The sequence below is a fragment of the Hyphomicrobium nitrativorans NL23 genome, from assembly GCF_000503895.1.
Taxonomy (GTDB): Bacteria; Pseudomonadota; Alphaproteobacteria; order Rhizobiales; family Hyphomicrobiaceae; genus Hyphomicrobium_C; species Hyphomicrobium_C nitrativorans.
This window is the reverse complement of sequence record NC_022997.1, coordinates 1,545,050-1,565,198: the sequence shown is the minus strand read 5'-3', so window position 1 is coordinate 1,565,198 and position 20,149 is coordinate 1,545,050. Positions and strand designations below refer to the sequence as shown.

Annotated in this window: 23 protein-coding genes; 5 read left to right on the top strand and 18 right to left on the bottom strand. The window is 63.6% G+C overall.

The window, feature by feature from the left end; genetic code table 11:
* Positions 1–19 precede the first annotated feature (19 nt).
* The 10 genes from W911_RS07215 to W911_RS07170 form a co-directional block, all read right to left on the bottom strand.
* Entirely contained in the window at positions 20–703 is a 684-nt protein-coding gene (locus W911_RS07215) for a YiiX/YebB-like N1pC/P60 family cysteine hydrolase (protein WP_023786879.1), read from the bottom strand.
* Between the two features lie 153 nt (positions 704–856).
* Positions 857–1,111: a hypothetical protein gene (locus W911_RS07210; RefSeq protein WP_023786878.1), complete on the bottom strand. Its 255-nt coding sequence runs from the start codon at positions 1,109–1,111 to the stop codon at positions 857–859.
* 2 nt (positions 1,112–1,113) lie between these two features.
* A complete protein-coding gene (locus W911_RS18555; RefSeq protein WP_023786877.1) occupies positions 1,114–1,377 on the bottom strand; it encodes a hypothetical protein in 264 nt (87 codons plus the stop codon).
* Positions 1,378–1,381: 4 nt separating this feature from the next.
* Positions 1,382–1,960: a cytochrome c oxidase subunit 3 gene (locus W911_RS07200; RefSeq protein WP_023786876.1), complete on the bottom strand. Its 579-nt coding sequence runs from the start codon at positions 1,958–1,960 to the stop codon at positions 1,382–1,384.
* Complete coding sequence (locus W911_RS07195) at positions 1,957–3,918, bottom strand: nitric oxide reductase activation protein NorD (protein ID WP_023786875.1); 1,962 nt, start codon at positions 3,916–3,918, stop codon at positions 1,957–1,959. The genes W911_RS07200 and W911_RS07195 overlap by 4 nt, the downstream gene beginning before the upstream one ends.
* 10 nt (positions 3,919–3,928) lie before the next feature.
* Entirely contained in the window at positions 3,929–4,735 is an 807-nt protein-coding gene (locus tag W911_RS07190; protein ID WP_023786874.1) for a CbbQ/NirQ/NorQ/GpvN family protein, read from the bottom strand.
* 6 nt (positions 4,736–4,741) lie between these two features.
* Positions 4,742–6,121: a cbb3-type cytochrome c oxidase subunit I gene (locus W911_RS07185; protein ID WP_023786873.1), complete on the bottom strand. Its 1,380-nt coding sequence runs from the start codon at positions 6,119–6,121 to the stop codon at positions 4,742–4,744.
* Between the two features lie 25 nt (positions 6,122–6,146).
* Entirely contained in the window at positions 6,147–6,599 is a 453-nt protein-coding gene (locus W911_RS07180; protein WP_023786872.1) for a c-type cytochrome, read from the bottom strand.
* A gap of 129 nt (positions 6,600–6,728) precedes the next feature.
* Entirely contained in the window at positions 6,729–8,000 is a 1,272-nt protein-coding gene (locus W911_RS07175) for an NnrS family protein (protein WP_023786871.1), read from the bottom strand.
* A 136-nt stretch (positions 8,001–8,136) separates the two neighbouring features.
* Positions 8,137–8,835, bottom strand: coding sequence for a Crp/Fnr family transcriptional regulator (locus W911_RS07170; RefSeq protein WP_023786870.1), 699 nt, complete (start codon positions 8,833–8,835; stop codon positions 8,137–8,139).
* A gap of 280 nt (positions 8,836–9,115) precedes the next feature.
* On the opposite strand from W911_RS07170, the gene W911_RS07165 reads away from it, so the two are divergent.
* Positions 9,116–10,156 carry a hypothetical protein gene (locus W911_RS07165; RefSeq protein ID WP_023786869.1) on the top strand — a complete coding sequence of 347 codons (1,041 nt, stop codon included), beginning with the start codon at positions 9,116–9,118 and terminating at the stop codon, positions 10,154–10,156.
* A gap of 23 nt (positions 10,157–10,179) precedes the next feature.
* On the opposite strand, the gene W911_RS07160 is transcribed toward W911_RS07165, so the two are convergent.
* Together W911_RS07160 and W911_RS07155 are read right to left on the bottom strand one after the other, a co-directional pair.
* Positions 10,180–10,767, bottom strand: a complete 588-nt coding sequence (locus W911_RS07160; RefSeq protein WP_023786868.1) for a UbiX family flavin prenyltransferase — start codon at positions 10,765–10,767, stop codon at positions 10,180–10,182.
* Entirely contained in the window at positions 10,764–12,281 is a 1,518-nt protein-coding gene (locus W911_RS07155) for a UbiD family decarboxylase (protein WP_023786867.1), read from the bottom strand. Before W911_RS07155 ends, W911_RS07160 begins: the two co-directional genes overlap by 4 nt.
* Before the next feature lie 271 nt (positions 12,282–12,552).
* On the opposite strand from W911_RS07155, the gene ubiT reads away from it, so the two are divergent.
* The 4 genes from ubiT to W911_RS07135 are packed head-to-tail and all read left to right on the top strand — an operon-like array spanning position 12,553 to position 16,019.
* The gene (gene ubiT, locus W911_RS07150) at positions 12,553–13,113 is read left to right on the top strand and encodes a ubiquinone anaerobic biosynthesis accessory factor UbiT (protein WP_158412843.1); all 561 of its coding nucleotides are present in this window, start codon (positions 12,553–12,555) and stop codon (positions 13,111–13,113) included.
* Positions 13,110–14,111: a ubiquinone anaerobic biosynthesis protein UbiU gene (gene ubiU, locus W911_RS07145; RefSeq protein ID WP_023786865.1), complete on the top strand. Its 1,002-nt coding sequence runs from the start codon at positions 13,110–13,112 to the stop codon at positions 14,109–14,111. Before ubiT ends, ubiU begins: the two co-directional genes overlap by 4 nt.
* Positions 14,112–14,125: 14 nt before the next feature.
* Entirely contained in the window at positions 14,126–15,013 is an 888-nt protein-coding gene (ubiV, locus tag W911_RS07140) for a ubiquinone anaerobic biosynthesis protein UbiV (protein ID WP_041317846.1), read from the top strand.
* The gene (locus tag W911_RS07135) at positions 15,000–16,019 is read left to right on the top strand and encodes an FAD-dependent oxidoreductase (RefSeq protein WP_023786863.1); all 1,020 of its coding nucleotides are present in this window, start codon (positions 15,000–15,002) and stop codon (positions 16,017–16,019) included. Before ubiV ends, W911_RS07135 begins: the two co-directional genes overlap by 14 nt.
* A gap of 31 nt (positions 16,020–16,050) precedes the next feature.
* On the opposite strand, the gene W911_RS07130 is transcribed toward W911_RS07135, so the two are convergent.
* The 6 genes from W911_RS07130 to pqqA are packed head-to-tail and all read right to left on the bottom strand — an operon-like array spanning position 16,051 to position 20,013.
* Positions 16,051–16,830, bottom strand: a complete 780-nt coding sequence (locus tag W911_RS07130) for a beta/alpha barrel domain-containing protein (protein WP_023786862.1) — start codon at positions 16,828–16,830, stop codon at positions 16,051–16,053.
* On the bottom strand, positions 16,830–17,900 hold the full coding sequence (gene serC / locus W911_RS07125) for a 3-phosphoserine/phosphohydroxythreonine transaminase (RefSeq protein WP_023786861.1): 1,071 nt from the start codon (positions 17,898–17,900) through the stop codon (positions 16,830–16,832). The genes W911_RS07130 and serC overlap by 1 nt, the downstream gene beginning before the upstream one ends.
* 12 nt (positions 17,901–17,912) lie before the next feature.
* Positions 17,913–18,419, bottom strand: a complete 507-nt coding sequence (locus W911_RS07120) for a urate hydroxylase PuuD (protein WP_023786860.1) — start codon at positions 18,417–18,419, stop codon at positions 17,913–17,915.
* Positions 18,420–18,450: 31 nt separating this feature from the next.
* On the bottom strand, positions 18,451–19,596 hold the full coding sequence (gene pqqE / locus W911_RS07115; protein WP_041316399.1) for a pyrroloquinoline quinone biosynthesis protein PqqE: 1,146 nt from the start codon (positions 19,594–19,596) through the stop codon (positions 18,451–18,453).
* Positions 19,565–19,852: a pyrroloquinoline quinone biosynthesis peptide chaperone PqqD gene (gene pqqD / locus W911_RS07110; RefSeq protein ID WP_023786858.1), complete on the bottom strand. Its 288-nt coding sequence runs from the start codon at positions 19,850–19,852 to the stop codon at positions 19,565–19,567. Before pqqD ends, pqqE begins: the two co-directional genes overlap by 32 nt.
* Before the next feature lie 44 nt (positions 19,853–19,896).
* Positions 19,897–20,013, bottom strand: a complete 117-nt coding sequence (pqqA, locus tag W911_RS18720) for a pyrroloquinoline quinone precursor peptide PqqA (protein ID WP_023786857.1) — start codon at positions 20,011–20,013, stop codon at positions 19,897–19,899.
* Positions 20,014–20,149: the final 136 nt, after the last annotated feature.

Here is a 20,149-nt window from a genome sequence, read left to right as displayed (position 1 = left end):
CGGGCCGCCGCCCGCTATTCTATTCCGCGCCGAACCCGAAATTGGAGTAGACAAGCTCCAGTTTCGGATCGCGCGCGATGCTGGCGGGCGTCACGACCGTTTGTTCCAGGATCAGTTCGTAGCAAGCATCGAAGGTGCGGGCGCCTTCCGTCTTGCAGAGCGGATGCGATTTCCAGCGTTGCTGGATCAGCTTGCGCGCGGCAGGCGTCCGGATGTTGAGGTCGCCCATCCGCTCCACCGTGCCGACGTCGATGTTCGGCCCTTCCTTGAAGGCGGCATAGACAAGCTCGCTGCAATAGATCTGATCGCGCGTTTCATAGAAGTAGTGATCGTACGGGCGGCCCAGGTAATAGCGGGCGCGTTCGAGCGCTTGCTTCGCGTCGCCGTCATCCAGATCGCGGACACGCTTCACGGTCACGCGCCCGCCGCTGCCGTTGCCGATCCATTTGTCGAGCGGCACGACGCGCACCGGCCCGACGGCCTCGATCACCTGCGCGCGGCCTTTCGCGTCGATCTCGACGATCCCCATGTGCGTGTACTCGGTGCCGGACGCGAGCATGATCGCCTGCTGGGCGGCGTTGGTCGTGTTCTGGAACACGATGTCGCCGTTTTGTAGCGCCGGCAGCTCGGCATCTGCCGTGGCCGCGAAAAGACCGAATCCGGCAAGCGGCACGAGCGTAAGGAGAGCGAGGATTTTCTTCATGTCGGGATGCCGTGCCTCCGGGCAGGGTTGAGCGGAGCCGCGTAGGCGGCACCCAACACGTAGAATGACCGCGCCGGATGCTCAACAGCCCGATGGAAGCGAACGGGCCCCGTCCACGCCTATCGGGGCATTCCAATCGAAGGGGGCGCCCGCCTAATCCTCGCGAATGCCCTCGTGGATGCGGCGCGCAAGCCACAATGCCGGGAAAATCCCGAACACCGACCCGATCAGCCCAACGATGACCAGGCCCTGCACGCCGTAGGGCGCCATGGCCGGGATGGCGAGGGCGACGAACGCCGAGTTGATGGCGAAAGCGGGCCCCATCAGCGCAAAACAGAACGCGAGAAGCCCGCGAGGAACAGGAGGCGCCTCGACGTTGCCGGAAAGGTTACCGTGACGGTCCGACATCCTCACCTCCCAGAGCCAAACAGATAGAGCGCATAGGCCGCGGCCAGAAAAATCCCGATCACGAGATCGAACACGCGCATCCAGAACCGCGAAGCCGAAAGCCCGAGATACCGCGCCAAAATCACCCGCGCCTTGAGGCCGGCCAGCACCAGAACACCACCAGCCATCCAAGCCGACCCCTGCGTGCCGTTCGAGGCGATGAGAACGGTCCCGTAACTCAGAAGCAGCAGCGCCAGCCAGGCATGAACGAGTTCGCGCGTCGGCATGGCGTCACCTCAGCACGTAGACGATCGGAAAGAGCAGCACCCAGACGAGATCGACGAGGTGCCAGAAGGCCACCGCCGCTTCCATGTTGCGCACGCTGTCCGCCCACGCCACGACCGCGAGGAGCACGACCCCCGCCACGACATGCAGCGCATGAAATCCCGTGATCAGAAAATAGAACATGAAAAACGGGTTGGTATCGATACCGATCCCGAGCGACGCCTTGCTCGCATACTCGAACCCTTTGATGACGAGAAATACGATGCCAAGCCCGCCGGCCACGAACAGCCAGCGGCGCGCCACGTTACGAGACCCGGCTTCTCGCGCGCGCACGGCCGCTGCCGCACAGAGCCCGCTCGTCACGAGCACGAGCGTGTTGACGGCCGCCGCGGTTTGGTCGAGCAGCGCCTGACTGGCCGCAAACCCCGCAGGATCGCTCACGCGCACAGCGAGAAAAGCCATGAGCGCCGCGCCGAACACGAGGATCTCGCTCGCGATCAGCACCCACATCATGAGTTCGCCCGGAAGCTCCGAGAGAACGTCGGAGCTGGCCCTTTGTGGCCCCGTGCGTGTCCCGTGGTTCATCCGCTGACCAGGTGGCGATAGAGGTGCGGCAACGCCGCGACGAGTTTCTCTGGGTCCGGGATCACCACATATCCGCCCTTGCCAAAAATCCGGCTGAACGTCGCCTGCGATTTGGTATCGATGGTGACCCCGAACACCGACTGCCCCCGCCGCCGTGCCTCCCGCACCGCCATGTGCGTGTCTTCTATTCCGTATCGGCCTTCGTAATGGTCTGTGTCGTTCGGCTTTCCGTCGGTCAGAACAAGCAGCAGACGGCGCTGCCGCGGCCGCTCCGCGAGCTGGGTGGAGACATGCCGGATGGCCGTGCCGAGCCGCGTGTAATATCCCGGCCGAAGCCCTGCAATGCGGGCTTCGATGGCCGAGCTCATCGGCTCGTCGAAACTCTTGTAGCTATGAAGAAACACGCGATCGCGCCGCAACGAGGAGAACGTGTCGATGGCCGTATCGTCGCCGCAGGCGTCGAGCCCCCACGCCAGCGCGATCAGCGCTTCGCGCGCAATATCGATGACCTGCCGCCCAGCCACATAGGCTTCCGTCGAACGTGACGCATCGAGCAGGATGGAGACGGCAAGATCGCGTTCCTGAGTACGCGTTGCGAGATAGACGCGGTCGGAATGCTCGCCCGTCGTCACGAGATCGACGCGTGCTTCCACCGCGGCCTCGATATCGATGTCGTGCCCTTCGACCTGTCGCGTAAGCTGCACACGCTTCGGCCGAAGCGTCTCGAATTGCCGGCGCACACTACGAATCCGCCGGCGTGAGCGCGCATCGTCCAGCGTCTCGACCACCTCCCCCTCGCGAGCGGGCGGCGGCGTCGCCTTGCCCGCGAGCACGCGGCAATAATCCGGTAGATACGTTTTCCGCCTGTGATCCCATTCCGGATAGACGTGTTGCCCCGCAAGCTGCTCGAACTCGACGTCTTCCGGCGAGAGATCGAGGTGCAATCTCAAGCGTGTCTTCGCACGCTGCGGAACATTCGCAAGGCCGATTTCGTCCTGGTCGTCCGTGGCCTTGCGCGCGTTCTCTTCGTCGTCGTCGTCGATGCGGCGATTGATGTTGAGAAGCTCCGCCCACGAAAGAATGGCCTCGAATTTGTGCAGGATGAGGCTGTCCTTACGCGTGGCCTGATCCGACGGCTTGCGCGTGCCTTTGAACGTGCCGGGCTCCGCGTTGGGAGGCGTATCGCCCTCCTCGTGCGGCCCGTCCTCGCGAACGGGCTGCACCCGCTGGGCCAACGGCCGCAGATCCGGCCAAAGCTGGACGGGAAGAAACGGCTTGTATCCTCTGGGCGCAACGAATGCGGAAAGATCTTCGGCCTGGCTTCGCACCGCAGCCGAAATCGTCGCGGCCAGAGCGTTCTTCGGAGGCCCGGCGCCGAGCAGATGCTGAATAGCCAGCTCGACCGCGGTCTCCACCTCAGGGAGACGCCGCTCGGGACGGCACGCGCGGATCTCGACGGCAAGTGCGGCGTAAGCCCGCTTGAGGCCCGGACATTCCCCAAGCGTATCGCGCGTCATCCGTTGCGCCGCCTGTAGCGCACGGATATCGGCCCGAAGTGGGTCGGTTTCTGCAGCTGGACAATGCGAAAACACCGTAGAAGCCGCGAGCCAGACATAGAGGGCGACGTTTGCCTCGCGCTCGGCGAACACCGAAATGCGCTCCGGAAGACGCAGCGTTTCGCCGTCGAAGCTCGTGACGGCGAGCCGCTCGGCACCCTGCCCCATCGCGCGCTGCCACGACAGACGATGCGGAGAGACCTCGGGCTTCGCGACCTTTATCTCGACGTCGCGCGCGCCGCCGAGACCCCGAAAGAGAACGCCAAGCCGTCCCCGTGTTTCTTCGAGCGTCGCCGCCGCATCTTCGAACGCGCCCGGAGCGTCGAGCGTCTGGACAAACGAATGCCACAGCTTGCCGACGCTTTCCTCCGGCTCCCAAGGCTCGAAGTCGATTGCGGCCATGCCGACACGCCTACCCGTAGACCGTTGCGACGAGATCGCGAAGCCCCTGCTTGATGTCCGCATCGTCGCTCAGCGGCTCGATCAGAGCCGCCTCGACCGCGCGCGGAATAGGCATTCCACCTTGAATGAGGCTCGCGCAATAGACGACGAGGCGCGTCGAAACGCCTTCCTCAAGATCCTGCCCCTTAAGCGCCCGGAGCTTTCCGGCCAATCGCACGAGTGGCGCGACGCGATCAGTCCCGAGACCGCTTTCCGCAACGACGATCTCGACTTCCTGCGCGGCGGCCGGAAAGTCGAAATCAACGGCGAGGAAGCGCTGGCGCGTCGAGGGCTTGAGCGACTTCAGAATGTTCTGGTAGCCGGGGTTGTAGGAGGCGACGAGCATGAACTGCGGCCCCGCCTCAAGCACTTCGCCGGTTCGCTCGATCGGCAACATGCGCCGGTCGTCGGTCAACGGATGCAGCACGACGGCGACGTCTTTGCGCGCTTCCACCACCTCGTCGAGATAACAGATCGCGCCTTCCCGCACGGCGCGCGTCAGGGGGCCGTCGACCCATTCGGTCTCGCCGCCCTTGAGCAGGAAGCGGCCGATGAGATCCGCGGCCGAAAGGTCGTCGTGGCAAGCAACCGTATAGAGCGGCCGGCCGAGGCTCGCTGCCATATGGGCGACGAAGCGGGTTTTTCCGCACCCCGTCGGCCCTTTGAGAAGCAGCGGCATCTGGTTGTTGTACGCTGCGCGAAAGATCTCGCACTCGTCTCCTTGCGAGAGATAGAAGGGGACCGAAGTCCCCTCCTCCGACAGTTGAACAGCCTGCATCGCGATTTACTCCGCTGCCGAGAGCTGCTGCTTTGCGAGCGGGCCGGGCTCGACCACCTCACGGCGCGGCAGCAGGATTGCGACCACGAAGAGGATGGCGCCCAGAACCACGGCCACGCCCGCTCCGAAGCGCATGTAGTGGAACAGGATGATCTGATCCTGCACTTCCATGTAGTACTGCCCCATGACGCGCTGGAGATGCGTCTGGATGGTGCCAGCGAACGTCAGCACGAAGGTCATGAAGCACATGCCGCCCGCCATCAGCCAGAAGCTCACCATGTTGAGCACCTGGTTGTAAGGGTCGCGGTTGCGCAGCATCGGGAAGGCATAGGTGAAGATGGCGAGGTTAAGCGCAACGTAAGCGCCGAAGAACGCCAGATGCCCATGCGCCGCCGTGATCTGCGTACCGTGCGTGTAGAAGTTCACGCCGTGCAGCGTATGCAGGAAGCCCCACACGCCGGCACCGAAGAACGCAAGCACCGCACAGCCGAGAGACCACAGGAGCGCCGCCTTGTTCGGATGCTCACGCCGCCCCTTCCACACCATGACGAAGGCGAACACCACCATCAGGAAGAACGGAACGACCTCGAACGACGAGAAGATCGAGCCGATCCACTGCCAGTAAGCCGGCGCACCGATCCAGTAGTAGTGGTGGCCCGTGCCGAGAATGCCCGAGAACAGCGCCGTGCCGACGATGACATAAAGCCACTTCTCGACGATCTCCCGATCCACTCCAGTGAGCTTCAGCATGAGATAGGCGAGAATGGACGCCATGATCAGCTCCCACACGCCCTCGACCCACAGATGCACGACGTACCACCAGTACATCTTGTCGAGGCTGAGGTTATGCGGGTTGTAGAAGGCGAACAGGAACAGCAGCGCCAGTCCCCAAAGGCCGATGATCAGCACGCTCGAAATCGCTGTCTTCTTGCCGGAGAGAACCGTCATCGAGATGTTGTAGAGGAACATCAGCGCAGCCACGACGATACCGATTTTGACCCAAAGCGGCTGCTCCAGGAACTCGCGACCGTCCTTGCCGAGCAGGATGTTGTCGTGGAACAGATCGAACACGTAGGTGACGACTGCGCCAAGCGTGCCGATCAGGAGGATCGCAAGCTGCCAGTAGGCGATCTTCGGCGAATAAATCTCACGCTCGGATTCCTCGGGAATGATGAAGTAAGCGGCTCCGAAGAAGCCGAGCAGGAGCCATACGATCAGAGCGTTCGTATGCAGCATGCGCACGATGTTGAAGGGCAGGATCTCGGACAGAGTATTTGGCGAGATGTAAATCCATCCGGCCAACAGCCCGCCCGAGACCTGAACGATAAACAGCGCGATGGCCGCAAGAAAGTAAGCGTAGGCGATCTTCTGTGTTTGATATTTCATCGTCGTATTCTCCGTGCGTCCGCGATCAGCCGGCGTCGTTCGGGGGCCAGCCCTGTCTGTCGGTCTTGTCTGCCCAGATCAGAAAATCGGAAAGCGCCCGGATGTCCTCGTCGGAGAGGTGGAAACGCGGCATCTGCCGGCGGCCCGGGATGCCCGTAGGCTGCGCTTCGATCCACCCCTTGAGCGCCTGGAAGGCGTCGTCGGGAGAATCGAGCACGCCCCAGCGCGTCATGACGTTACCGACCTCAGGGGCGAAATAAGCGCCCTCTCCGTGAAGCGTATGGCAGTTGATGCAAGCGTTGATCTCCCACACGCGCTTGCCGCGCGCGACGGAGTCCGTCAGCGGCATCGATGCCGTCGATTTTGTTACGATGTAGTAGTGACTGTGCGCCGTAAGGCCCACGAAGATCAAAATAAAGAAGAGCGACCCGCCGTAGAAGATGTTGCGGGCCATCGTTTTCGTCATAACTTCGCGCATGTCTGCGTGCCTCCCACCGAGGGACATGGATGACGAACCTTGGCGTCAACCTGCACGAGCACTCTTGCTTTTCGTCAAGAGTGCGGGGGATTTCCACGCCCTCGCACAGGCCCGGCTAGAGACAAATTGTCAGCGGGACGACAGCTTCATATGCACGCGCGGCGTCGTCAGGATGGGCGCATAGACGAACGCAAAAAGCAGGAAGGAGGCCGCCCACGCGAGACCCGCCGCCAAAAGTATCGGCGAATAGGACTGAGCCGGAAGCAGCGGCGCAATCACGCGCAGCAGGGCCGCGAGCGTCACCAGATGATAGGTCGCAACGATCGCGGGCGGCGCAACGAGCCGGCGCCCCGTATGCCCCAGAGAGGCCCGGCTCATCACAGCCAGGATCATCGTCCCGATGGCGCCCGTTCCGAACGCGTGCGAGACGACAGCAGCCGGAATCTCGTTCGTGAAGGCCGAGAGTGCGGCCAGCAGCAAACCGATCACGATCCACGCATAACCGAGATGCAGCACCCAGACGATGGGCTCGGCGCGCGTCGCAAAGCCCCGCCAGAGCACGAGCCGCCCACCGTTCGCAATAGCCGCAACCAGTGCCGCTGAGCCGACCAACGCCCAACCGGCAGCCAGAGTATCGAAGAGGACGAAGACCACCAGAGAGACGAGCGCCGTCATATCCAGCCAGAGAATGCGGCGCGGCATCGGAACGGGCGGCCGTTGCCCGTTCAGCCAGTTGTGGGTGAAAGCGGGAATGATACGCCCGCCGATGACGGCAATCATCACGATGACGATCAGCATGGCAGGCCGAATGGCGGCCATGGGATCGACGTCCAGATAGCCCCCGTTTCCAAGGTGCGAAACGATGTTGCAGATCATCATGGCCACGATCATGGCGAGGAAGACCAGATTGCGCGCCGCCGGACGGGTGAACAGCTGCAGCGCGGCGAAACCGCCGAGGAGCGGAAGAAAAGCACCATCCGCGATCATCACCAGCGGATAGGGAACGAGGGCCGAAAGCCCCATCGCGAGGCGTCCCAACAGCCAGACGGCGAAAAGCACGACGAGCGGTGTCCCCGAAAGCGGAAGCGCGCCCGTCCAATTCGGCACCGCCGTCAGCAGAAACCCGCCGATCGCCGCGGTGGCAAAGCCGAACACGATCTCATGCGCGTGCCACGCAAACGGCGATCCCGCGATAGGGAGCCAGCCCTGCGGCCAACCGAGCGCGACCGAGGCGATCCAGCCGAGCCAAAGCAGCATCGCGAACACGGCGTAGACGGCCGCACCGAGAAAAAATGGCCTGAAGCCGTAGGAAAAAAAAGCATCGAAGCTGGGCCGCGCCTCAGGTGGCGGCAGGCTGGACGTGGAATAGCGGACGGAGGATGGCATGATCTGTTCGCGCATATGCGGCCGCCCGAGGGGCTGCCCATCGCGCGTCTCCCTGCTCTCGCGGGTCCAATATGTCGCACTGTAGATCTTGCCGAAGCGGCGCCGCTTAACCGCGGTCAACCCGGATGCAGGGTGCGCATCCCCCGCGCGCTTAGAACCCTTCCTCTCCGCGGTCGCTCGACTCGACGAACTTCGCGAGCAGCGCCACGTCCACAATCGAGATCTGCTCGCGATCGACGCTGACGCCGAGCGGACGCAGCTTCGCGAGCGCCCGCGACAGGCTTTCGGGCTTCATGCCGAGCCGGTTGGCGAGCAGCGCCTTCTCGTACGGAAGCTCGATTGCAGCCCCGCCTTCTCGCACCGGCGAAAGGCGCACCAGGAACTCCGCCACGCGCTGCGGCGCAGACAGGAGTTTGATGTGCTCGATCTGCTCGACCAGCGCCTTCAGGTGATAGGATGCCGACGCCAGCATCGAGAGCGCAAGCTCGGGCTGATCGAGAATGCGCTGGCGCAGCCGCTGCCCGTCCACGCGCACGAGCCGCGCATCCGTCACCACTTCCGCGCTTACGGGATAGCGCCCGCCGAGAAACATCGCAGCCTCCGCAAACGTCTCTCCGCGCCGGTAGACGCCGACCACCGCTTCGTTGCCGTCGGGCGTGACGCGGTAGAGCTTCACCCAGCCGCCGAGCACGACGAAGAAGGCGTCCGCCGCCTCGCCCTGCTGAAACAGCGTGTGCCCCTTCTGGTAGACGCTGATGGGCTGGTTGCCGACGAGCGATTGCGCGACCTCCTGCGACACAGCGCCGAGAAGAGGCGTCGAACGCACGATCCGCCAGTCTGAAGCATCCATTGTCGTTCTGTCCGGAGAGGCAGGGTGCGATCCGCTATGCGGGGGCGCACGGGGAAAACCGCGAGAGCACATCAATAGCCCGCGCTTGACCCCGGTCAAGGGCCGCCCATCGGAGACGCGCAACGAGGGGCGGTCGAAAATCCTTGACATCGCTCAAGATCGCAAAGGCCCCTGCCGTTCATACTCGAATACGTCACACATCGGATCGAGCATTATGACGCGCGCCAGGGAAAGCCGCATCCGTCGATCCTGAGCCCAACGAGGCGGAGGATTGCCGACCATGCGCGTTCCCATTCTTCAGCGAACCGTAGGCCCCGACGCAGGCCCGTCTCTCCCGACAACACCGGTCTGGGCAAAAAGCGGCCTCGTCGAACGGATGTCGTCCATCGCGACCGCCTTTCTTCTCGCTGCGATGGCCGTGAACGGCGTCTTGTCCGCCGCACCGGGCGGGGAGGATGTGAGAGAGGCGCAAACACATGGGAAAGCCTTATCGTCCATTCCGGCACATGGTGGAGCAGCAGAGCGCGAAACGTTGATCGCCGGCTACCTCGCGCAGCCATTTTATCATCGCAGCGACGTCCACCTAACCCGGCCCGACGGTACGGACTTGATGGCCAAGGGGTTGGGCTGGGACGGCGACGCGCTCAAATTTCCCATCGATGGAGGCGTCCGCGCCGTCACCGGACCCCACACGTTCGGGTTCATGATCGATTTTCTGCACAACAAAGCCGTGTCTCGGCTCGGCAGAGGCGCGCACGGCCGCCGCATTCCGAACCCTGTGATCGATGAGGTCGACCTCGAAGGAACGATAAAGGGCAATCCGGCACCGTCCCGCGCGAAGCTGACCGACGTCTTCACGCGCCTCGAATTCACGCACGGTCACAATGTTCTGCTGTTCACACCCATCATGCGGTTGGCCGCCGTCACGCCTCAGATCCGGCCGTATATCGGAATCGGCGGAGGCTTCGCGCTTCCTCATGTGGAGGTGTGGTTCCCGGGCGAGGAAGAAAGCCGCCGCACGAACGAATACCAATTCGCCGGTCCCGCCGCGCAACTGCTCGCCGGCATCGAATTCCGCTCGGGCAACATGTCCTACTTCGTCGAGTACAAGTTTACCTGGGCGCACATTTCGGCAGCTCTGTCCGAAACGCAGTCCTGGCGCAACTTCGACATGCCAGGTGATCTCCTGCGCCAACTGGGACGGTGGTGGCGCGGGGAAACGGATCGCCTCGGAGGCGTCCGCACGACACTGGCGGCCCACCAGGTCGTGGGCGGCGCGGGCTACTGGTTAAAACGGGCGCCCGCCACCCCCGCACCCTGACGCGAAAGGCTCAGGCCGCGTGCTCAATCGGGAGACAAACCCGTCCACGCGGCAGCCTGCGCGGGCATGTCGAGCCGCAAGAGATCGATCGCGCGCCGAGCGATCTGCTCGATGACATCATCGACCGAAGCGGGCGCGAGATAGAAGGCGGGTACGGCCGGCGCGACGATGGCGCCATACTCCGTCACCGCCGCCATCGCACGCAAATGTCCGAGATGGAGCGGACTTTCCCGCACCACGAGCACAAGCCTGCGCCGCTCCTTCAGATGCACGTCGGCCGCGCGCGTGAGCAAAGTGTCGGAAAGTCCGGCCGCGATCGCGGCCGTCGTCCGCATCGAGCACGGCGCGACGATCATACCGGCCGTCTCGAACGATCCGCTCGCGATCACAGCACCGATGTCGCTCACCGCATGACGATGCGCCGCCAGCGCTTCGAGCGCACCGAGCGCATTCGGCCCGACTTCATGGGCAAGCGTTCGCTCCGCGGCTTGCGAGACGACGAGATGCAGATCCACATCCGGTTTGGCGGCAAGAAGCGCGGCGATGCTGAGAGCGACGCCGCCGCCCGACGCACCGCTGACCCCGAGAACGACGCGCTTGGGAGAGGTCATGGGCGTGCTCCGGGCTTCACATCGCCAAGCCCCAGCGCCGGCCACATCGCATCCACGCGCGCAACGACATCGGGGTCCATGGCGAGCGTGCGGCCCCATTCCCGATCCGTCTCGGTTCCGATCTTCGTCGTCGCATCGATGCCAAGCTTCCCGCCGAGCCCGGATATGGGCGACGCGAAGTCCAGATAGTCGATCGGTGTGCGATCGATCGTCATCAGATCGCGAGACGGATCCATCCGCGTCGAGAGCGCCCAGGCGATATCGTCCCAGCGCCTCACATCGATATCCTCGTCGACGACAATGACGATCTTTGTGTAGGAAAACTGCATCAAGAGCCCCCACAGCGCCATCATCACGCGCCGCGCCTGACCCGGATAGCGCTTCCGGATCGAAACGACCGCCATGCGGTAAGAGCACGCCTCGGGCGGCAACCAGCAATCGACAACCTCAGGTATCTCACGCCGCAGGATCGGGACGAACAGCGTATTGAGCACCTCCCCGATCACCGACGGCTCATCCGGCGGGCGCCCCGTGTAGGTCGAGAGATAGATCGGATCGGCGCGCGTGGTGATCGCCGTGACGCGAAACGATGGGAACCGCTCCACCGCGTTGTAGTAACCCGTGTGATCTCCGAACGGTCCTTCGGGCGCAGTCTCGTGAGCCGAAACGAATCCCTCGATCACGATCTCCGCATCCGCCGGAACCATCATCGGTACGGTCACGCACCGTGCGAGCCTCGGCCGTTCCCCCCGAAGGAGACCGGAGAAGCGCAGCTCCGAAAGGTTTTCCGGCAGCGGCAGCACGGCGGAAAGAATGGTCGCAGGATCGGCACCGATCACGACCGCGACAGGCATATCGCGCCCTTGATCGATCCACGCCCGATGATGCGCCGCCCCGCCGCGATGCGCGAGCCACCTCATAATGGCGCGGTCGCGGCCGAGCACCTGCATACGATAGACGCCCATATTGTAGCGGGAAACAGCTTCGTCGTCCGGCGGGCGCGTCAGCACGAGCGGCCATGTCATGAGCGGCGCGGGCTCGCCGGTCCAGCACGTCTGGACCGGAAGCCTGTCGAGCGCGATGTCCGCGCCGGTGAACACACGCTGCTGCACGGCAGGCTGTCTCACGAAGGCGGGCGCCATGGAGAGCGCCGCCTTGATCAACGGCCACCGCTCCAGCGCGTCGCGGATGCCATTGATCGGCTCGGGCTCCCGCAGCGCGGCGAGCAGCGCACCGAGCTCGGAGACTCGCCGATAGTCGACGCCGAAGCCGGAAGCGACTCGTGCACCCGTTCCAAACAGATTGGTGAGGACAGGAACCTGCGATGGCGTGCCGTCGCCGAGGATCGGGCGCTCGAACAACAGGGCCGGCCCGCCCTCCGCAAGAACGCGCCTGTGCACCTCCGTCATGTCATGCACGACAGAAACCGGCTCCCGCACGCGCGTCATCGAGCCCCCGGCATCGAGGTGGCAAAGAAAGGCGCGAAGGTCGCGAAATGTCGGCAGATCCCGCATGCCTCATGCACTAAGCGCCCGTGCCTCGGCGCAACTTAACCTCGGTCAAGATCCGCATTTGCGACACAGCTAGATTCGGAACGCTTGTCGCGCTGGTCTCGACGAGATCGCAGACCGGGGGACGCCTGAGGAGGCGGGTTTCTCCTGGATGTTCGGAAGAACCGCGCCCCGCGCGGCAAGCAACCGTCAGCAAGCCTGCATCGCGTATCGAGCATCACGCGCATCTGCGGATCGGATGTCCAGGCTCCAGAACGGCGGAAAAGAGGAAGCCATGGCATCGGCTGCATCGCAACGGATTGTCCGCGTCCCCAGCGCAGTCGCACGCCTCCTCGATCCGTTGCCGGTGGCTCCTTTGGAAATTGCCCTCAGGCACTTGCTCGCAGGAATTCTCGCGCGTCATCCCGCGCTCGTCGACAGGATCGGCGCCGACAAACCCCGTCGCATCGCCATCGCTCCAACCGACGTGCCGTTTGTCATCGTCTTGCAAACGGGGAACGCAAGCATCGCGCTCAAGATCGAGCGAGCACGCAGTCTCCCTTCCGTCGACGCCACCATTTCCGGCCCGCTGTTCGCGCTTATGGGGCTCGTGGACGGCGCATTCGACGGCGATGCCCTGTTCTTCTCGCGCGACCTTTCGATTGAGGGAGACATGGAGGCGGTCCTGGCCCTGCGCAACGCCATCGACGACGCCGACATCGATCTCTTGAGCGAAGCGGCCGCGTCGATGGGCCGGCCCGCCGTGCCGCTCGCACTCGCCGGCCGCCGCATCGCGACGGCGCTTGCCCGCATCATGGGAGAGAGCGCAGCGGATCGCAGGGAGGAAGCCCAGTGACGGCGACGAAAAGAAGACCTCTCGAACTCGTCTGCCCTGCCGGAACGCCATCCGCCCTGCGCACCGCCATCGAAGCTGGCGCCGACGCCGTCTACTGCGGCTTTCGCGACGAGACGAACGCCCGGAATTTTCCCGGCCTCAACTTCAGCCGCGAGGAGATGGGGGCTGCCGTCGCCTACGCGCGCAGCCGCGGCGCAAAGCTCCTCATAGCCATCAACACATATGCACGCGCAGGAGATCCCGGCCCCTGGCGCCACGCCGTCGACGATGCCGCCGCGCTTGGCGCACATGCCGTGATCCTGGCCGACCTCGGGCTTTTGGATTACGCGGCAAAGCACCATTCAAATCTGAGGCTCCATCTTTCGGTGCAAGCCGCAGCGGCCAGCGCGGATGCCATAAATTTCTACGTAGACACCTTCGGCGTGAAGCGCGCCGTCCTGCCTCGCGTCCTCACGATCGATGAAATCGCCGCCGTCACGCGTCACGCACGCTGCGAGACCGAGACATTCGCGTTCGGCGGCCTCTGCGTGATGACCGAGGGGCGCTGTTCGTTGTCGTCGTACGCCACCGGAAAATCGCCGAACATGAACGGCGTCTGCTCACCGGCTAGCCACGTGAGCTATCGCAACGACGATGGAACGCTCGTATCGCGGCTCGGAGACTTCACCATCGACCGCTCCGCTCCGGATCAGCCGGTCGGCTATCCCACGCTTTGCAAGGGACGCTTCAAGACGGCAATCGGAGAAGGGCATCTCTTCGAGGAGCCGGTAAGCCTCGACGTCAGAACGCTCCTGCCCGCGCTCGCAGCAGCCGGCGTAACCGCGATCAAGATCGAAGGCCGGCAACGCAGCCGCGCCTACATCAAGGCCGTCGTCAGCGCGTTTCGAAGGTCGGTGGACGCACTGGAAACGGCGGGCCCGCTGCCTCTCGATTCGCTTGCCCCCCTCACGGAAGGGCAGAACGTCACCGGCGGCGCTTACGAGAAGACGTGGCGATGAGCGAAACGCAACACATGTCGCTGACGCTCGGCCCGGTTCTCTTCAACTGGCCGGCCGATCATTGGCGCGACTTCTACGCGCGGATTGCCGACGAGGCGCCCGTCGATACCGTTTGCGTGGGCGAGGTTGTGTGCTCGAAGCGCCAGCCGTTTTTTTCGGACGTGCTTCCCGAAGTGATCGAGCGCCTTGAGCGCGGCGGGAAAACTGTGATCTTGAGCTCCCTCGCGCTCCCTACGCTACAGCGGGAACTCCGCTACGGCGCAACGCTTGCGGAAGCCTCGCAGATGGTGGAGGCCAACGACGTCTCCATCCTTCCCCACCTCGCGGGCCGTCCACACGCCATCGGCCCCCTCATCAACGTGTACAACGAAGCCGCCGCTCGGTTTCTTGCCGAAAGGGGTGCGGCCCGCATTGCCCTGCCGCCGGAGCTTCCCACGTCGTCGATCGCAGCCATCGCCGCGGCCGTACCGCAGGCGACTGTCGAATTATGGGCATTCGGAAGGGTGCCGCTCGCCATTTCGGCCCGCTGCTATCACGCGCGCCTGCATGGACGGACCAAGGATTCGTGTCAGTTCGTCTGCGAGAAAGATCTCGACGGCCTTCCCGTCGACACGTCGGATGGCGAGGAGTTTCTCGCAATCAACGGCGTGCAGACGCTCTCGCAATCGTATTGCAACCTCGTCGTCGATGCACCTCTCCTGGCCCATTGCGGCGTCAAGGCCCTACGCCTTTCGCCCCACACCTTCGACATGGTTGCCGTGTCCAACATCTTTCGGGACACGCTCGACGGAGCACGCGAGCCCGCGCACGCCATGAGGCTCCTGCGCGCATTGGCGCCCGACGCCGTATTCTCGAACGGCTTCGTGCACGGCACGAATGGAGCGACCTATGTCATCGGATAAGGGGCCCAACACGCCGAAGCCGCCTTCCGTAACTGTCGTCGGTGCCGGTATCGTCGGATTGTGGCAAGCCTATATGCTGGCCTTTCGCGGGCATGACGTCCATCTCGTAGAGCAGTCCCAGACCTTGTTCCGGCGCTCGGCCAGCGCCTCGGCTGGCGCGATGCTCGCCCCGTTTTGTGAGCGCGCAACAGGCCCAGCGCTGATCCAGGACCTCGGTCTGCGCGCGCTCGACATCTGGCGCGCGACGTTTCCGGGCGTGATCAGCAACGGGACGCTGGTCTTGGCGCCTCCAGGCGAGCACAGCGAGCTCGTTCGCTTCTCGCGTTTGACGGAGGGATACCAGCCCGTCAATAGCGAGGTGCTGGCGAAGCTCGAACCCGATCTCGCGGACCGCTTCAACGCAGGCCTCTTCTACGCGGAGGAGGCCCACGTCGAGCCGAGCGCCGCAGCCGCTTATCTGCTTCGAACGATCCGTCGCCTCGGCGGCCGCGTGACTTTCGGGCAAACCTGGTCGGATGACGATGCCGACTATGTGATCGACTGCCGCGGCATGGACGCGAGCCGCGATATCGCATCGCTTCGCGGCGTTCGCGGCGAACGAATCGTCGTGCAAACGCCAAACGTTGCCTTGACGCGGCCCATCCGGTTGCTCCACCCCCGCTCCCCGCTCTATCTCGTTCCGTGGGACATGGGGACGTACATGATTGGCGCCACCGTGATCGAGAGCGAGGAGCAAGGGCCGATTACACTGCGCTCGGCGATGGACCTGCTCGCGGCGGTTCTCGCGCTCCATCCCGGTTTCGGAGACGCACGCATCGTCGCTCTCGACGCCGGCATTCGCCCCGCATTCCCGGACAACGTGCCGCGCATCGTGACAAACGGCCGCCACATCAGCGTAAACGGACTCTATCGTCACGGGTTTCTTCTCGCGCCCGCTTTGGCGGAACTCGTTGCCGATCATCTCGCTGGGGAGGCCGCCCAGAGCCCGCTCGTCTTCGCGGAATGAGAGGGCTTCGCTGAGCAACATAGCGCGCCGTTCAGATCCTCGCTGCGAGGTCTCTCAGAATACGCCGGATGCGTGCCGGGCCGCCGTCAGCGAACGCACGGTGGACCTGAACGAGCGACGCGCCCGCCGCAAGGCGCCCCCTCACGTCGTCCGCCGTTCTCACACCGCCGACTGAAATCACCGCGCGTCCGTCCAGGTACTCTGAGACCGCACGAATCCGATCGACACAATCCGATACCAGAACGATCCCGTCCAGACCGTGCAAACGCGCCGCCATCACTACTGCGGGAAAAGGTGCGTGGCGATCGCCAGCATCGATCTTGAGCAGGAGGGGCACGCGCCGCCCGCACATCGCCTCGCACACGCCGCGTGTCACGGCAAGGCGGCGCACGAGCGTTTCGATCCCTGCGGTATTCCCGTCGCGATGCAATCCGGAAGCCGTCAAATTCGCGACGACGTAGTCTCCGGTCTTCGAAGCCCACTCCAGCATGGACACATAGTCCGCGATGACACGCTCATCGAGCCCCGGCCGATCGCTGCCGATGTTGATGCCGACGTGCATAGGCCGCGCACTGCGCCCGAGCGCCCCGGCGTGTCCTGTCAACGGTGTGATCGTGCCGACCTCGACATGACCGAACCCGCGCGTGAGCAGAGACGGCAGGAGTTCCCCAGTCCGGTCGAAGCCGGCAGCCAGCCCGAGAGGGTTGGGGAACGGCAAGCCCATGGCGGTAACCGCAATCCCCTCTGCCGAAGCGGCTGTGGGTTTCGGCGAGAGATGAAGACGAACCTTCTCGCGCAAGCTGTGTGTCATCATCCTCTCCGGCGTTTGAAATCGGTCATAAAGGCAGCGAGGGCATCGACGGCCTCCTCGGAGACGCCGTTGTAAAGCGAGGCGCGCAGCCCACCCACGTCGCGATGGCCATTGAGATGCACAAGCCCATTCGCTTTCGCTTCGTCCAGAAACAGCTCCTCGGCGCGAGGAGATGAAACCCGGAAGCACACGTTGATGCGCGACCGATGCGGCAGCGAAGCGGGACAACGATAGAAGTCGTCGCTGTCGATGACCTCATGGAGCGTCGCGCATTTTGCCTTGCTGCGGTTCTCGGCCGCCGCCACGCCGCCGTTGTTCCGCAGCCAACGCAGCATCCGATGCGCGACAAGCACGGCGAACGTCGGCGGCGTGTTGATCTTGGAGCCGGCCTCAGCCTGGCGCGTGTAATCGAACGGCGACGGGATATCCTGACGTGCGCGGCCGAGCAGATCTTCGCGAACGATCACCAGCGTCAGACCCGCCGCGCCCAGGTTCTTCTGCGCACTGGCATAGATCAGGCCAAAGCGCTCCACCGAGAGGACGCGCGTCAAGAGATCGGCGGTCATGTCGGAAACGAGCGGAACGTCGGACGGATCAGGCAGAGCATGAAACTGCAGCCCATCCGCCGTCTCGTTTGTCGTGTAGTGACAATAGGCGGCATCGGACGAACGCCGCCACGATTTGGGATCGGGCAGAGAACATCCATCGCCCGACGCAACGACCCAGACATCGGCGGCGCGCGAAGCCTCCGCCGCCGCCCGTCGGGACCAATGCCCACCCAGCACGTACTCGCAGTGGCGGCCCCGGCCAGCAAGGTTCATCGGAAGCAGCGCGAACTGCGCCGATGCGCCGCCCTGAAGAAAGAGAATTCTGTAATTCGGCGGAACGCCGAGAAGCGCGCGCAAATCGCGCTCGGCCTCGGCGAGAACGTCGGAAAACATGCCCTCCGAAAACGGCAACTCCAGCGCTGAAAGCTCGCTTCCGCCATAGCCGGCGACGTCCGACGCCAACTCGGCCACCACCTCGCGGGGAAGCGCCGAGGGGCCGGATGCGAAGCTATAGACTGTCAAGTCGGCTCCTCTTCATCCGAACGAGAGGCCACCGTGAGCACCCGCGATCATGAGGATCAGCGTGACCACCGACAGCACCGTATTGGTGCGCGAAGCGACAAACGTGATGCGGGCGCAGCGAAGACGCTCTTCCGTCGGCGCCTCGATAAAGCCCAGCACCTTTTTCTGATGCGGCCACATGATGAACCACAGGTTGAGCGCCATGAGGGTGCCAATCCACGCCCCCAATCCGATGACGGCGGACGGCCCGGAGAGAAGCAGGGCGTCGACGAGATCGCCGCGCCGCCACAGCAGATAGAGGCCGGTGGCCACGACAACGAGCGAAGCGTGCCGGAATATTCCGTGCTCCCGCTTCGACGCCGCGATGAACACGTCGCGCACCGCTTCCGGCGGATCATGCGGGAGCACGCGCCGGAACACCGGCGTCTGCACCACATTCGCCCAATTGTGCCCGATCCAAATCAGAACGCCCGCGACATGCAGAACACGCACCGCAAGATCGAGTGAAGATAGGTCCATATCGTGCCTCGGAGACCGCGCAAGCCAGCGATCAGCCGACCTCCGTGCGCTTCGAACGACGACCGGCCTCGCGCATGATCAAAGGCGTTTCCGGATCCACCGTACGTGGGCGCACCTTGGCGATCAGGTCGTCGATCAGATGACGATGGGGTGACTTCGTGCAGACTGGATCGGTATTGGCCGCATCCCCCGTCAGCAGAAATGCCTGGCACCGACAGCCGCCGAAGTCCCTCTCCTTTTCGCTACAGCTTCGGCACGGCTCCTTCATCCACGCGTCGCCGCGGAAGGCGTTGAAAGCCTGCGACTTGCGCCAGATGAAATCGAGCCCGTGATCCCGCACGTTCGGGAAGTCGATCCCCTTGATGAGACGCGCCTCCTGACAAGGCAGCGCTGTGCCATCAGGCGCAATCGTGAGATGGATCGCGCCCCAGCCGTTCATGCACGCCTTGGGACGATTGTCGTAGTAGTCGGGCACGACGTAAAAGATCGTGAGTTTCTTGCCCAGACGCTCGCGGGCGGCGTTGACTTGCGCTTCGGCGCGGGCGAGTTGCTCGCGCGTCGGAATCAACTCGGCGCGATTGATGAGCGCCCAGTTGTAGTATTGCAGGTTCGCGAATTCGAGATATTCGACACCGAGATCTGCGGCAAGATCGATGAACGCTTCCGTTTGATCGATGTTGAAGCGGCTCACCGGCACGTTCATCACCATGGGAAATCCCTCGGCTTTGATCGTGCGCGCAATGTCGATCTTGTGGCGGAACACGTCGAGGCCGACGAGCTTCTCGTTGAGTTCCTGATCGCAAGCCTGAAGGGAAAGCTGTATCTGCTTCAAGCCCGCTGTTTTCAGCGCACGAAGCCGTTCCGGGCTCAATCCCACACCCGACGTGATCAGGTTCGTATAATAACCGAGCCTGTCGGCCTCGCCGACGAGCACCTCAAGATCCTTCCGCAGCATCGGCTCACCGCCCGTGAACCCAAGCTGCAACGATCCAAGACGCCGCCCTTCGCGCAGAACGTCGATCCACTCTTCGGTCGAAAGTTCGTTCCGATAGCGATCGAAGTCGACGGGATTGCTGCACCACGGGCATTTGAGCGGACACTTGTACGTCAGCTCGACAACGAGCCACAGCGGCATGCCCAGGCCGTCAAGACTTAATCCGGATCCAGCCTTTGGCATGGGCGACCTCCAAGAACTTAATCACCTCGGCGCCGAGGTTGCGCTTGCCATAGCGGCGGGCGAGTTCGTCCGTACCGTCTTTGATTGACGGAGCGCCCGTGCAGGCTTCGAGTATCGCCGCAGCCGTCTCGTTCAGCTTGACGATGCCCTCAGGGTAGAGGAGCACATGAGCCTGCTGCGGCTCTTCCCATCGGAAGTGGTAGTTGGGATTGAGCTCGACCCCATCCTCGGGTCCGAGCCGCCTCTCGGCATCCATGTGCTCCTCCCGCGTCCAGGGTCCCACGAGACCCTGCCCCCTAATCAGCGAACGTAGACGTACGCCGTCACCTCGAAGCCGAGGCGAACGTCGCAATACGCGGGAGCGACCCAGGTCATGGTGGTCGTGCCGCCAAAGCAAGCGGGATCGAGATACTTCATCGCGTTTCCTCCTGTTTTCGTAACGCCAGGGTCTTGCAACCCCGAGGCGCACTATCGTCGCGAAGGCGCGAATGTATTTTGACTTTCGTTAAACGGAAAAAGTGCCCGGCCCTGAAAAGGCATCAGCTCACAGACA

What these genes read in the sequence shown, in the direction of transcription:
- W911_RS07215 (WP_023786879.1), bottom strand. Translation starts at nt 703, where the DNA reads ATGAAGAAAATCCTCGCTCTCCTTACGCTCGTGCCGCTTGCCGGATTC.
- W911_RS07210 (WP_023786878.1), bottom strand. Translation starts at nt 1,111, where the DNA reads ATGTCGGACCGTCACGGTAACCTTTCCGGCAACGTCGAGGCGCCTCCT.
- W911_RS18555 (WP_023786877.1), bottom strand. Translation starts at nt 1,377, where the DNA reads ATGCCGACGCGCGAACTCGTTCATGCCTGGCTGGCGCTGCTGCTTCTG.
- W911_RS07200 (WP_023786876.1), bottom strand. Translation starts at nt 1,960, where the DNA reads ATGAACCACGGGACACGCACGGGGCCACAAAGGGCCAGCTCCGACGTT.
- W911_RS07195 (WP_023786875.1), bottom strand. Translation starts at nt 3,918, where the DNA reads ATGGCCGCAATCGACTTCGAGCCTTGGGAGCCGGAGGAAAGCGTCGGC.
- W911_RS07190 (WP_023786874.1), bottom strand. Translation starts at nt 4,735, where the DNA reads ATGCAGGCTGTTCAACTGTCGGAGGAGGGGACTTCGGTCCCCTTCTAT.
- W911_RS07185 (WP_023786873.1), bottom strand. Translation starts at nt 6,121, where the DNA reads ATGAAATATCAAACACAGAAGATCGCCTACGCTTACTTTCTTGCGGCC.
- W911_RS07180 (WP_023786872.1), bottom strand. Translation starts at nt 6,599, where the DNA reads ATGCGCGAAGTTATGACGAAAACGATGGCCCGCAACATCTTCTACGGC.
- W911_RS07175 (WP_023786871.1), bottom strand. Translation starts at nt 8,000, where the DNA reads ATGCGCGAACAGATCATGCCATCCTCCGTCCGCTATTCCACGTCCAGC.
- W911_RS07170 (WP_023786870.1), bottom strand. Translation starts at nt 8,835, where the DNA reads ATGGATGCTTCAGACTGGCGGATCGTGCGTTCGACGCCTCTTCTCGGC.
- W911_RS07165 (WP_023786869.1), top strand. Translation starts at nt 9,116, where the DNA reads ATGCGCGTTCCCATTCTTCAGCGAACCGTAGGCCCCGACGCAGGCCCG.
- W911_RS07160 (WP_023786868.1), bottom strand. Translation starts at nt 10,767, where the DNA reads ATGACCTCTCCCAAGCGCGTCGTTCTCGGGGTCAGCGGTGCGTCGGGC.
- W911_RS07155 (WP_023786867.1), bottom strand. Translation starts at nt 12,281, where the DNA reads ATGCGGGATCTGCCGACATTTCGCGACCTTCGCGCCTTTCTTTGCCAC.
- ubiT (WP_158412843.1), top strand. Translation starts at nt 12,553, where the DNA reads ATGGCATCGGCTGCATCGCAACGGATTGTCCGCGTCCCCAGCGCAGTC.
- ubiV (WP_041317846.1), top strand. Translation starts at nt 14,126, where the DNA reads ATGTCGCTGACGCTCGGCCCGGTTCTCTTCAACTGGCCGGCCGATCAT.
- W911_RS07135 (WP_023786863.1), top strand. Translation starts at nt 15,000, where the DNA reads ATGTCATCGGATAAGGGGCCCAACACGCCGAAGCCGCCTTCCGTAACT.
- W911_RS07130 (WP_023786862.1), bottom strand. Translation starts at nt 16,830, where the DNA reads ATGACACACAGCTTGCGCGAGAAGGTTCGTCTTCATCTCTCGCCGAAA.
- W911_RS07120 (WP_023786860.1), bottom strand. Translation starts at nt 18,419, where the DNA reads ATGGACCTATCTTCACTCGATCTTGCGGTGCGTGTTCTGCATGTCGCG.
- pqqE (WP_041316399.1), bottom strand. Translation starts at nt 19,596, where the DNA reads ATGCCAAAGGCTGGATCCGGATTAAGTCTTGACGGCCTGGGCATGCCG.
- pqqD (WP_023786858.1), bottom strand. Translation starts at nt 19,852, where the DNA reads ATGGATGCCGAGAGGCGGCTCGGACCCGAGGATGGGGTCGAGCTCAAT.
- pqqA (WP_023786857.1), bottom strand. Translation starts at nt 20,013, where the DNA reads ATGAAGTATCTCGATCCCGCTTGCTTTGGCGGCACGACCACCATGACC.